A 12,793-nucleotide genomic window follows, 5' to 3' on the forward strand; every position below is an offset into this window, starting at 1 on the left:
ATTCTAAGAATCTATTACATCTTTAACGGCTCAATCACGAAGTTTGTCCAACAATGCGGTTGAATAAATTGTTGACAGGCTTGGTATAGATCATCGAGCTGAATTGATTGTAATAAGTCAATTTCATCAAAAACATTTAAATTACCAAAAAGAGCTGATGAATAACGATTTGCAATAGCTTCTGGAAAATTAAAACTCATAATTACCCGGCCAATGGCACCTCGTTTGGTGGCTATAAATTCATTTTTCATTACATCTAAATGATCGGTGGCGGATTGCAAAATATCCTCAATTTCACCAATAAACCGCTGCGGGTCATCCGTATCGGAACTAATGGTTGCAAAATGAAAGCCCCGTTCCATTTCGAAACTGAAACCAAAAGAATCATCAATGACGTGCCGATTATACAGACGTAAATAATTGCTAGTGGTATCGTCAAAAATCATTTCTAACATTAATTCACAGGCTAACTTATAACGTAAACGTTCCCGATCATCCGTAAATTGCTGAAGACCTCGAATAGCGACCATCGCTTTGGGTCGTTGAACCGCCATCCGCAAGTTCCCCGTGGCAAGAACATCCGTGCCTTGATCATCACTAATTTGTGGTGCTCGGTTAATGGAACGAATAATTGCCGCATGTTCCTTTTGACTCTCATAAACGGTCGTCATTGTCTCAGCAATGTCAATATTACCAACTACGACTAAGCGTAAATTAAACGGTTGATAAAAAGTGTGATAGCACTGCATTAACAGGGTTGGCGTGATTTTTGCAATGCTGGATTCAGTTCCAGCAATATCAACACTCATTGGATCATTTGGGTACAAATTCGCCAACGCTCCCGTATATAATCGTGAATCCGGATTATCGTTATACATGCGAATTTCCTGTCCAATGATTCCTTGTTCTTTCATCACCCCAGCTGCTGAAAAATAGGGTGTCTGAACAAAATCTAACAAAGTTGCCAGATTTTTCTGGATATTTTGCGTTGTTGAAAATTGATAGCTAGTTTGCGTATAGCTAGTAAAAGCATTTGAATCAGCCCCTAATTCACCAAACAAATCAAACGCATCATGATTCTTCTTTTCAAAGAGCTTATGTTCTAAAAAATGGGCGATCCCATCAGGAACTTGAACCATTTCTTGACTGTCAAGCGGGATAAACTGATTATCAACAGAGCCATAATTACTCGTTAAAATTCCATACACTTTCTGAAAACCACGACGGGGAATTAACACCACATCCAAACCATTAGTAAGTCGCTCATGGTAAACGGGTTGATTAAATTGAGCATAAATCTTTTTTTTCACGTTCCTATCTCCGATCCAGAAAATATTCTGCCTGTAACTTTAGTTTTTGCGCTACATCACTCACTTGTTGCCGGTCGACCGATTGGATCAATTCGACCGGATTTGCAGGTAAATGTAAGCCAGTTAAATTACTAATCAACGCACGTTCAACCAAGTGGTTAGGATTATCTTGGGACACTAGATAACCATTAATAAGGTTCTTCTTAACTTGTTTTAAATCGCTAATATTAATTTGGCCATCTTGAATAGCTTTTAGCTGATCACCAATTAATTGTTGAGTGCGCTGACGATCCTGACTATTAATTCCCGATTGAACGAAGAGATAACCCGCAAACGGTCGATACCCAGTCGATGCATAATAGGCTAAACTAGCTCTTTCACGAACATTCTTAAATAAGAGTGAATACGGTCCACCACCAAATAAACCATTCATAACTAACGCTGGATAATAATCATGATCCATAAAATATACGGGAAAAGAATAGGCTAAATCGAGTTTGGCCTGTTGAATATCAATCTGGTGAGATCCAACTTGCACATTAGACCACACTGGCTGATGATAAAAAACATCTGTTTCAAATGACGATCGTGCTTGCCATGGCCACTGTCGTAATGCTCGTTTCACTTGATCAGCATCAACGTCACCTTCGATAATAATTTCAACCTGGTCTTTGGCCAGCATATTTTGATAGGCACGAACTATTTCCCGATTCAACACCTTGGTGACCATTTCAGCTGTCCCGGTACTAGGCACCTTCATTACTGAGCCCTTAGTAAAGTATAAATCCAGCAGCCGTTTCGCTGCTAAATATTGCTTATCGTCTTCCCAAGAAGATAAAGTTGCCGCAATGTTGTCCCGTTGCAGTTGCCAACTTTGGGGAGATAGTTCATCCTGGTCACGAAGCGGATTAAATATTAATTCTTGCATGAGGTCTAACGCATCATTAATCCTCATTTGCGGTGCTAGATGTTGATTAACAAATGATAAGTTCAAACGAACGTTATGGGTCGTCCCGACTCTTGTAACATAGCCGTCCAATTCCGCACCATACATTGTGGCTAACTTACGAGCTAATACTGTTTGATTCGGGTAATTAGCAGTTGCATTAACCAATAGGTTAACAAGGACATTCCGCACTGAACTATTCGTAAGTGTTTGCTTAGTCGCAAAGTTTACTAAAATTTTAGTGGTCGTATATTTCGTTGTCGGAATGATTGTTAAATGAACACCTTTTACTAATTCTATCTGCATTTTTTATTCCTTTTTTAATCAATGTATCAAATATCATACGCATTTTTACCATAAAAGACAAGCAATCCCCTAGCAAAATAAAAAGGCCGGGTTACCCCAACCTCGAAAATTAATTATTTGGTCCTAGATAATTGCTATCCTTGCCAAACCATTTTTCATTAATTTTACGCAATTCGCCATTCTTTTGTAGCCGGCCAAGACCTTGATTAACTTTTTGACGCAAGGTCCGATCACCCTTACGCATTCCAACCGCAAATTTATCTGCTGGCATTTTCGAACTACTGTAAGTCGCGTAAGCATTACGGTCTGGCTGGTGTTGAATGTAGTAGTCTGCATATACTTCATCCATTAAGATACCCTGAATCCGGTTGGCATTCAGATCGATAAACGCATTGGGAAATGTATCATATAAAACTGGCTTATGATCTTTAATCCGGTCTTTCAGTAAACGTGGGTATTCATCCAGCATCGTCATCCCGGTCGACCCATTTTGGACTCCCAAGGTTTTCCCAGTCATTTCCTGAAAATTGTTAATGTGATCACTTTTTTTGGTAACCAGAATTTGCTTATTCAGAAGGTAGACCCGACTAAACGCCACTTTCTTCTGTCGTTGTGGAGTAACTGAATAGCCATTCCATAATAAGTCAATGGTCCCGTTCTTCAACTCAGTTTCTTTCATTGACCAATCAATCGTTTGAAAATCAGCTTTAATTCCGTATTGTTTAAAAACTGCGCGAGCTAAATCTACATCATAACCCACCAGTTTGCCATTTTTTTGTCGGAAGCCCATGGGAACAAAGCTATCATCAACACCAATAATAACCTTGTGTCGTCGTTCAATTCGCGACCACGTGTCTTGATGATTGGCACGTTTTGTCACGCTCTCGCAACCACTAAGCATCATGAGTGGCAGTAATAAACACAGAATTAATATCCATCCGCGACGTTTTTTCATATTGTCACCCTCTCACTTTAGTTTTGCTGGTCTAATGCTTGAACCTTCAACATACTATCTGCAATTTTTTTGGCAAATTCCATATCGTGAGTAACTACTAATTGAGTAACCCCTTGTGCCTTTAATGACAATATTAGGTTAGCGACTTCGTCCCGTAAATTCGGATCTAGTGCACTGGTAGGTTCGTCATAACAAAGAATCTTCGGTTGCATTGCCAATGCCCGGGCAATAGCTACTCGTTGTTTCTGCCCACCAGAAAGTTGATATGGGTAAAGCTGTTCCTTCCCCTTTAAGCCTAGTTGTTTCAATAATTCCCGCGCCTTTGTTTCAGCTACCTTGCGCTCCTGCTTTAAAACTAAGGTCGGAGCAAGTGTTAGATTTTCTAAAACTGATAGGTGTGGAAAAAGGTTAAAATCTTGAAAAACAACTCCCATTACATTATCAGCACTTGTTAAATCCTGGGGATTAAATTCTTTGCCATCGATTGTGAAAGTTCCAGAATCAGCAGCTTCCAGTCCCGTGATACAACGTAAAAGGGTCGTCTTTCCGGCTCCAGATGGACCAACAATTGTCAAAATATTTCCATCTTCAACCGTGAAGTTAACATCATCAAGAATTTGTCGACCGTCAAAGCTCTTTTTTAAATTTGTAACTTTTAACATTCTAACCCCCCCCTTTGTTTATTTATAGTAAGAATAGCGTTGTTCAACTTTGTGTAAAATATAAGTACAAATTCCAACCATCAATAGGTAAATAATCCCGACTAAGACCAACGGAACAAGTGTAACATCCCGTGCGGTGGCCACATTTCCGGCCCGTAGAAGGTCGCCTAACCCAATTACGTAAACCAATGAGGAATCCTTAACTAAATTTACAACTTCGTTTCCAATTGACGGAATCACAATTTTAACCACTTGGGGAATCACAATTTTACGAACTGTTTGCCAATAACTCAGGCCCAGAACGCGCGCTCCTTCGTACTGACCTTCATCAATGGATTGTAATCCACCCCGGAAAATTTCTGCAAAGTAGGCTGCATAATTAAGGATAAACGCAACCAAGGCTGCATCAAAACGTTGAAAAACGATTCCCACAATTGGCAAACCATAAAAAACAAAAATTAATTGCAATAACAATGGGGTTCCCCTCATTAGCCACACGTAAAATTCTAGAACCCATTTAAGTGGGCGAATTTTTGATACTAATCCTAAACTACAGATAATTCCTAAAGGTAATGAACCAATTAACGTAAGAAAGAACAACTCCAACGTCATTCCTGCACCCTGAAATAATGATGGTAAAATTTCAAATACGTATTTTAGCGACATAAGCAACCTCCTACTCTCTGTCCGAGCAAACAAAAAACGCCTCCCTGGAATAATCTCCAAGGGGACGCTAGACCGTGTTTCCACCCCAATTCATAGCCAGCTTACACTAGCTACCTCAGTAAGTTCATTTGAAACCAAAAGCCCTCTTACTACTTATCGTAGTAAGAGGGCTTTACAGCGGTTCCACCTCATTATTGTTAAATTCTCACGAATCTAACCTCAGCAAGTTCAAATAAACTCTGCGCTGTAACGGGCTTCCCCGGACTATTTTTTGATCAATAGTCAACTCACAGTTGTGATTCAAGTACCAGTTCATGTCCCATCTCAGCTACTGAAACTTTCTGTAAAGAACCAATTACTCTACTAGTCTGCTCTTCGTCTTTAATTTGTTATAAGTATAATAACCACGTTTTATTCGAATGTCAACATTAATATTAAAAAATTCTCATAATTGTTTATGAACGCTGCTTAGCCAGTGCCCGTTCATAAAGCGAATGAATTGGCCAGTACAATAGAACAAAGTAAACTAAGTTTAATGCTAACGTCGGCGCCAAGGTATTCAGCAGGAAATTAACAATATTGACATGGACTACTCCAATTATCAAAAACGCCCAATAATTTAAGAGCTGAAATACACAAACGTCAATAAAGAAAACTAACAAGGTGTTAAAAAAGTTTTCGTTAAAAAATGTTGCCAACAGCTTTGTTAACCACACAATTAGTGGATACAAGACAATGAATAAGCCAAAGATCCCCGAATAGAATAAATCAGTCAACACACCAACTGCAATCGCAAATCCATACAATGGAATCTTGATGTTACCCTCGAAGAAATAGGCTAACACCAACCACAGCAACACTAATTGGCTGACCATTGAATATGGATAGCTGAAAAACTGATTAGCAAAAACTTTACTAAATGAACCATCTAAAAAAAATGTGATAAACAAGCCAATCGGAAATAGAAATCTTAAGCGAGATAAACGGTACATTTGCTCCCTCCTATGAATCTAATTCAGCCACGGTCACGATATTAACATCATTAAAGTTGGCTGCAGGCTTGATATAAATCTTTTGGGCAAGGCCATAATCATCTTTACCAACCTTAGATACCCGACCGACATACAGTCCCTTGGGAGTAATACCTCCCATGCCGCTAGTCGTAACTTTGGTTCCCTTCTTGATTTTCGCCTTTGAGGTTACCTGCCCCATAATCAAGCTATTACTTTCAGAATCATAATCAGTAATGATTCCGTTCACGGTTTTACCACCTTCACCATCAATTTGGATCGCAAAGCGGTTAGCAGATTCACCAGTATTACTTAATAATTCAACCTTGCTATTGGTTTTATTAACTTCCGTAATTCGACCAATTAAACCACCAGATGACATTACCGGCATATTTTTCTTAATACCACTTGTCTGACCCTTATTAATAACCAACTGTTTTTGCCAAGATGAAGGGGTTCGCGACATCACCGCAGCACTAATGGTGGTATAGTCAGTCATCGACTTGTTAACTTTCAGTTCCTTCTTTAATTCTCGGTTTTCCTTGGCTAACGTTTGATCACGAACCTTAGCCTGAGCTAAATCAGCTACTTGTTCTTTTAACTTCTCATTCTCGGAATAAGTATTTAACAGTTCAGTAAATGACCGAACACCATTTTGAGCTGCGTTGACGGGATAAGCTACTACCCCATCAACCATACCGACAATGTCATTGCCAAATTGCTGAATCAGTGGTGGCGTCTGTCGCCGATTTCGTAGGGCGACTGACCCGCCCATTAAACCGAATGCAAGAACCAGCACGATCACAATAAATACCAATCGCCGGTTTGAAAAAAACTTGCGCATTCTGAAATCCTCCTCCCAATTGAGAAAAGTGAAGCGGAGCTTGGCAAAACACATCGTTTTGCGACTCGCCCCGCCCATCTGGATAATTAATTCTCAATTGGTTTATTTGAATTACTTTTTCTTCTTCATTACATCAATGCTCTTGAGGGATTCTCCCGTTCCAATTGCAACACAATCAAGCGGATCATTCGCAATAAAGACTGGTACCTTCGTGGCATCAGCGATTACATCTGGCAAATGCTTCAACAGTGAACCACCACCAGTTAACACAATCCCGTGGTCAATAACATCCGCTGCAATTTCCGGAGATGTCTCTTCAAGGGTCGACTTAATTGCCTCAATAATTTCTGCCACGACATCCTGGAGTGCGCCAGATAATTCTTCGGCAGTCACTTCCATTGTCTTTGGCAATCCAGTAACGAGATCACGACCACGAACTTCTGAGCTTTCCATATCTTTAGCAGCTTCAGGTGAAGCTGAACCAATATCCCATTTGAGTTTTTCAGCCGTTCGTTCCCCAATCAAAAGGTTCTTATTTTGCCGGATAAATTGAATAATGGCATCATTCATCTTGTCACCAGCCATCCGAATAGAACGACTAGAAACAATTCCACCAAGTGAAATGGTAGCAACATCAGTGGTCCCTCCACCAATATCAACAACCATACTCCCGGTTGGATCCATGACTGGCAAACCAGCCCCAATCGCAGCCGCAAATGGCTCTTCAATAACGTAAGCATCCCGGGCCCCCGCAACACGGGTAGCATCAATTACTGCTCGTTTTTCAACTTCAGTAATTCCACTTGGCACACAAACCATCACGTATGGCTTCCCAGCATTACCGCCAAGCGCCTTATCCATGTAGTACTTCATCATGGCAACTGTCGTATCGTAATCAGCGATTACACCGTCTTTCATTGGTCGAATCGCAACGATACTAGCCGGTGTCCGTCCAATCATATCCCGGGCAGCTTCACCAACCGAAATCACTTCGCCAGACTTTTTATTTCGTGCAACCACAGACGGCTCACGTAAAACGATTCCCTTACCTTCAATGTAAACAATTGTATTGGCAGTTCCTAAATCAATACCAATATTTTTGGTTCCAATTCCTAATGGCAATCTATGTCGTCCCTTCATTTTGGTTTCAAGTATCTTTTTATTATAGAACAGCAGTATTATACCATAGCAGTTCTGCAGATTAACAGTCACAATATACTACACTCGGCATAAAAAAACCAATTTTTTCCCGACATTTAAAAATAATTAAAGATCCGCCGCACACTCCCGCCAACTATAGTATTTATTATGGCCGATAATTAGAAAATCAATTAGCTGAATTCCAATGAGGTTCCCAGCTCGTTCAAGGCGTTGACACATCATTAAATCATTATCTGACGGTTCGCTGTAGCCAGTTGGATGATTATGCACAATAATCACTCCCGCTGCGCAATTTTTGAGTGCGTAACGAAAAATCTGGTCTGGATATAAACTGCACTGGCTCCGCCCACCAATGAATAACTGTTGACGGGCAATAATTTCATTATGAACATCCGTACATAGGACTACGACACTTTCCTGTTGGTCACCAGCATACTCGTTCATAAAGCTCTTCCCCCACTAAAGCGCTTGAATATGCGTGCCCATAAAGGTTGCGCGGACTTTTGACAATGAGTTCACCAAGTTGCACTGCCAACAAAAATTTCTCCACTTCCGTCGGACTAGTTCCCTTTAAATACCGGAGCTCGTTTTTAGTCAGATGATGAAAATCTGCCGGTGTTGGTGATTTAAGCAGTAGCGCTTCGGCCACTTGTGGCTGATCAGCAAAATACTTTCGAACTAATTGGTGGTAATGATTACTTGTATTATCTAAAATCATCTAATCTCTCCCTTCACTTTTTATAGACGGAAGAAATCAGTCAAATCATTTTTAATCCAACATTAAATGTCGAACATCTGAAATAAAGTATAAGGATCCAGTAATTAAAATGACGTCGTCCGTAGAAACCTGCGTAGCAAGTTTAGCAAATGCTTGCTGCCAATCTGGCACCATTTGAATTGGATGATGGCTTGGGATCATTTTTACCACCGCACCTAAATCAGCACTCTTACGACCAGCATAAGGACCTTCAAAAGTCGTTACCGTAATATGAACGTTGCTCAGGCTAGCCAATTCACCGAGCATCAATTCATACTGTTTATCAGCTAAAATCGCCACTAATACATAAACTTCATGCCCTTTGAAATCGTCTCGAATGGTTTCAGTTAGTGCTTGCATTCCTGGAAGATTATGTGCCCCGTCTAGAATTATCATTGGTTCCTGATTAACCAGTTCCATTCTACCAGGCCACTTAGTATTCAGGAGCGCTTGTCTAACAGCACGCTGATCTAACTTCAAGCCATCAGCTTGCATAAAGAGCTGGGCAAGCGTCACTGCAATACCACAATTGGCAAGTTGATAATCACCAGCCAACGATAAACGATAACGCTCATTATGCAATTGGAGTCCTGAATAACTCAACTCTGGATAAATTGTTTGATGACCAACTAGCGTTGTTCGAAAATCGCGGCCAAACTGATAGACAGTGCAATCATGTTCCTTTGCAACTTGTGTAACCACGCGTTGCGAATCATTTGGTAGATTGCCAGTGACCATCGGGACCCCATTTTTGATGATTCCCGCCTTTTGCCGCGCAATATCCGCAATGGTGGAACCCAAGTACTTCATATGATCATAGCCAACGGTAACTATTGCTGTCACGACCGGGGATTCAATTACATTCGTTGAATCATATAATCCCCCAATGCCGACTTCTAAAATTACTACATCCAGGTCATGATCCGCAAAATAGCAGAACATGATTGCGGTATCAATTTCAAACTCTGTTGGTCCCCCCGCTGGCAGTTCTTTATCAAGGGCTTCAACAACTGGTGCCACTTGTTGAACGTAGTGCAATAGGTCCTGATCTGCAATCGGCTCCCCATTAATTGCAATCCGTTCATTAAATCGGGTAATAAACGGAGAAGTAAATGAACCGACCGTTAAGCCTTGTTCCATCAAAATTTGCCGGGTCATTGCCACTACGGACCCTTTACCGTTAGTTCCGGTAACGTGAATATATCTTTGACCACGCTGTGGATTTCCCAAGCGTTGCAAAAATAACCGCATCCGAGCCAAGGTTGGCTTTTTCTTAAAACGTGGCCGTTGATGGATAAAATTTAGCGCATCTTCATAAGTCTGAATTACCATTTAATGCTCCTTTTTAACAAAAGAGGCGTGACAGAAGTCATATCTGACTTCGTATTCACGCCCCACTGGTCTGCTATGCATTTTCAAGCGATGCTAACCGCTCCTTGGCAGCATTTAACTTTTGCTGCCACTCAGCAGCTTTCTTACGTTCGTCGGTGACAACCTTTTCAGGTGCGTTTTGAACAAACTTTTCGTTCCCTAACTTCTTAGCAGAACGTTCAACTTCCTTTTGCAATTTTGCAATTTCATCTTGAACCTTCGCCTTTTCTTCATCAAGGTCCACTAATTCTGCCATCGGAATATAAACCGTTGCTCCTGCTAAGATTCCGCTCATTGCCAACTTTGGCACTGCGACTTCTGTCCCAATCGTCAATTCTGCTGGATGACAGAACCGTTGAATATAATCCTGATTATCGCGGAAAATGTTCCCTAATGCTTCAGTATCAACCTTGATTAGCATGTTAACTGGTTTTGATAATGGTGCACCCGCATCATTTCTAATCGTCCGCACTGCCTTAATCAGGTTAATAAGATCACCCATTTGCTCAACGGCATTGGCATCTGCCAATTCAGCGTGTGCAACTGGATAATCACTGACCATAATTGATTCACCATCATGTGGCATTGATAACCAGAGTTTTTCCGTCACAAATGGCATAATTGGGTGAATCAATTTCAGCGTTTGATCCAGAACGTAGGCTAAAATGTTCTTGGTATCTTCCTTTTCGGTTGGCGTTCCGTTGGTCAACTTTTCCTTGGACATTTCGATATACCAATCACAGAAATCATTCCAAATAAAGTTATAAAGGGCCCGGCCAGCTTCACCAAATTCGAATTTCTCGAATTGTGCATTCACTTGTTGCACCGTTGCGTTCAATTTAGCTAAAATCCACCGGTCTGCCAAGTCCCACTTACTCTTATCAGGTAACTGTGGCGCATGCTCCATCCCATCCAAATTCATGATGACGTAACGACTGGCATTCCAAATCTTGTTAATGAAGTTCCATGCCGCATCCATCTTCTTGTATGAGAAACGAATATCCTGACCAGGAGTTGAACCAGTTACTAAGAACCAACGTAAGGCATCTACACCATACTTAGCAATAACATCCATTGGATCAATCCCATTTCCCAATGACTTGCTCATCTTACGACCTTGTTCGTCACGAATTAACCCGTGGAGGAGGACATTCTTAAACGGCGCCTTGCCGGTAAATTCAAGTGATTGGAAAATCATCCGGGAAACCCAGAAGAAAATAATATCATACCCGGTAACTAGTGTACTGGTTGGGAAGTAACGCTTGTAATCTGGAGCATCCGTATCTGGCCACCCCATTGTTGAAAATGGCCACAATGCACTCGAAAACCAAGTATCTAAGACGTCGTGATCTTGTTCCCAATTTTCTGCATCCTTTGGTGCTTCCATTCCCACGTACATTTCACCAGTTTGCTTGTTATACCAAGCTGGAATTCGGTGTCCCCACCATAATTGCCGTGAGATAACCCAATCGTGAATATTTTCCATCCACTGCGTAAAGGTATTTTCAAACCGCCCTGGAATAAAGTTAACCCGATCCGCAGTTTTTTGGTTCTTTAATGCGGCCTCAGCTAATGGCTTCATCTTAACAAACCATTGCGTTGACAACCGGGCTTCAACTTGCACCCCAGTCCGTTCTGAATGCCCAACTGAGTGAACGATTGGATCAATCTTAAGCATGTATCCTTGGTCTTGTAAATCTTGTACCATGGCCTTCCGTGCTTCAAAACGATCCATGCCTTCATACTTACCCGCATTTTCGTTCATTGAAGCGTCTTCGTTCATGGTATTTAATTCTGGAAGATTGTGCCGCTTACCAACCTTAAAGTCGTTTGGATCATGTGCTGGGGTAATCTTAACCATCCCAGTTCCAAAATCAGGAGTGACATAATCATCCGCAATAATTTCAATTTCCCGATCAACTAGTGGAACCCGTACATGCTTGCCGACCAATTCTTTGTACCGTTCATCATGAGGATTAACCGCGACTGCTTCATCCCCAAACATTGTTTCCGGACGGGTTGTAGCAATTTCAATGTAGTCCTTACCGTTAAATGTGGTGCCATCGGTAAATGGGTATTTAACGTGGTAGAAGGCACCCTTATCATCCTTATGAATAACCTCAATATCAGATAACGCTGTCCGTGCTTGTGGATCCCAGTTAATAATGTACGTTCCACGATAAATTAATCCCTTATTGTATAAATCAACAAAGACTTTCCGCACGGCCTTATTTAACCCCTCATCCAGGGTGAACCGTTCACGGTCATAATCAACCGAGATCCCCATCTTAGCCCATTGTTGGTGGATAATATCCGCGTATTCATCTTTCCAATCCCAAACTTGTTGGACAAACTTTTCCCGTCCTAAGTCATAACGTGAAATGCCCTGCTTACGCAACCGGGCTTCAACCTTGGCTTGAGTAGCAATTCCTGCGTGATCCATCCCAGGGAGCCAAAGAACATCATAGCCCTGCATCCGCTTTTGACGAATAATCATGTCTTGCAATGTTGTATCCCAAGCATGACCTAGGTGCAGTTTTCCCGTAACATTCGGTGGTGGAATCACAATTGAATACGGGTGTGCCTTTTTATCGCCACTCGGTTTAAAGAATCCATGGTCTTGCCACCAAGCATAGCGACCCTTTTCAACGGCAGTTGGATCGTACTTGGTTGACATCTCTTTTGATTGGTCTGTCATAATTAAAAACTTCCTTTCATGGTGGTAAGCAAAAAAAGCCCGTCCTCATAATAGGACGAGCTTACTCGCGGTACCACCTAAATTAAGATATTAAATATATCTCCACT

General features: G+C 41.3%; 12 protein-coding genes and 1 other annotated feature (1 of these 13 only partly in view). All 12 genes read right to left on the reverse strand.

Features of this window, described 5'->3' with window-relative positions; genetic code table 11:
• Positions 1-14 precede the first annotated feature (14 nt).
• Positions 15-1,310, reverse strand: coding sequence for an EF-P 5-aminopentanol modification-associated protein YfmH (gene yfmH, locus HMPREF0501_RS05280; RefSeq protein WP_006916853.1), 1,296 nt, complete (start codon positions 1,308-1,310; stop codon positions 15-17).
• A 4-nt stretch (positions 1,311-1,314) separates the two neighbouring features.
• Positions 1,315-2,562, reverse strand: a complete 1,248-nt coding sequence (gene yfmF / locus HMPREF0501_RS05285; protein ID WP_006916854.1) for an EF-P 5-aminopentanol modification-associated protein YfmF — start codon at positions 2,560-2,562, stop codon at positions 1,315-1,317.
• A gap of 109 nt (positions 2,563-2,671) precedes the next feature.
• Positions 2,672-3,517 carry an amino acid ABC transporter substrate-binding protein gene (locus HMPREF0501_RS05290; RefSeq protein WP_006916855.1) on the reverse strand — a complete coding sequence of 282 codons (846 nt, stop codon included), beginning with the start codon at positions 3,515-3,517 and terminating at the stop codon, positions 2,672-2,674.
• A 17-nt stretch (positions 3,518-3,534) separates the two neighbouring features.
• Complete coding sequence (locus HMPREF0501_RS05295) at positions 3,535-4,179, reverse strand: amino acid ABC transporter ATP-binding protein (RefSeq protein ID WP_006916856.1); 645 nt, start codon at positions 4,177-4,179, stop codon at positions 3,535-3,537.
• Positions 4,180-4,197: 18 nt separating this feature from the next.
• Complete coding sequence (locus HMPREF0501_RS05300) at positions 4,198-4,845, reverse strand: amino acid ABC transporter permease (RefSeq protein WP_006916857.1); 648 nt, start codon at positions 4,843-4,845, stop codon at positions 4,198-4,200.
• Positions 4,846-5,300: 455 nt separating this feature from the next.
• Positions 5,301-5,837: a rod shape-determining protein MreD gene (mreD, locus tag HMPREF0501_RS05305; protein WP_006916858.1), complete on the reverse strand. Its 537-nt coding sequence runs from the start codon at positions 5,835-5,837 to the stop codon at positions 5,301-5,303.
• A 10-nt stretch (positions 5,838-5,847) separates the two neighbouring features.
• Positions 5,848-6,699, reverse strand: a complete 852-nt coding sequence (gene mreC, locus HMPREF0501_RS05310) for a rod shape-determining protein MreC (protein ID WP_006916859.1) — start codon at positions 6,697-6,699, stop codon at positions 5,848-5,850.
• Positions 6,700-6,810: 111 nt separating this feature from the next.
• Complete coding sequence (locus HMPREF0501_RS05315; RefSeq protein ID WP_040455970.1) at positions 6,811-7,839, reverse strand: rod shape-determining protein; 1,029 nt, start codon at positions 7,837-7,839, stop codon at positions 6,811-6,813.
• A 126-nt stretch (positions 7,840-7,965) separates the two neighbouring features.
• Positions 7,966-8,304, reverse strand: coding sequence for a JAB domain-containing protein (locus HMPREF0501_RS08570; protein ID WP_006916861.1), 339 nt, complete (start codon positions 8,302-8,304; stop codon positions 7,966-7,968).
• Entirely contained in the window at positions 8,285-8,578 is a 294-nt protein-coding gene (locus HMPREF0501_RS08575; RefSeq protein WP_050755760.1) for a hypothetical protein, read from the reverse strand. Before HMPREF0501_RS08575 ends, HMPREF0501_RS08570 begins: the two co-directional genes overlap by 20 nt.
• Before the next feature lie 51 nt (positions 8,579-8,629).
• On the reverse strand, positions 8,630-9,949 hold the full coding sequence (locus HMPREF0501_RS05325; RefSeq protein ID WP_006916862.1) for a bifunctional folylpolyglutamate synthase/dihydrofolate synthase: 1,320 nt from the start codon (positions 9,947-9,949) through the stop codon (positions 8,630-8,632).
• 73 nt (positions 9,950-10,022) lie between these two features.
• Positions 10,023-12,686 carry a valine--tRNA ligase gene (locus tag HMPREF0501_RS05330; protein WP_006916863.1) on the reverse strand — a complete coding sequence of 888 codons (2,664 nt, stop codon included), beginning with the start codon at positions 12,684-12,686 and terminating at the stop codon, positions 10,023-10,025.
• A 48-nt stretch (positions 12,687-12,734) separates the two neighbouring features.
• Positions 12,735-12,793, reverse strand: a binding site (T-box leader); it runs 148 nt beyond the window's last position.

The sequence above is a fragment of the Limosilactobacillus coleohominis 101-4-CHN genome (genome assembly GCF_000161935.1).
In the GTDB taxonomy this organism is placed as follows: Bacteria; Bacillota; Bacilli; order Lactobacillales; family Lactobacillaceae; genus Limosilactobacillus; species Limosilactobacillus coleohominis_A.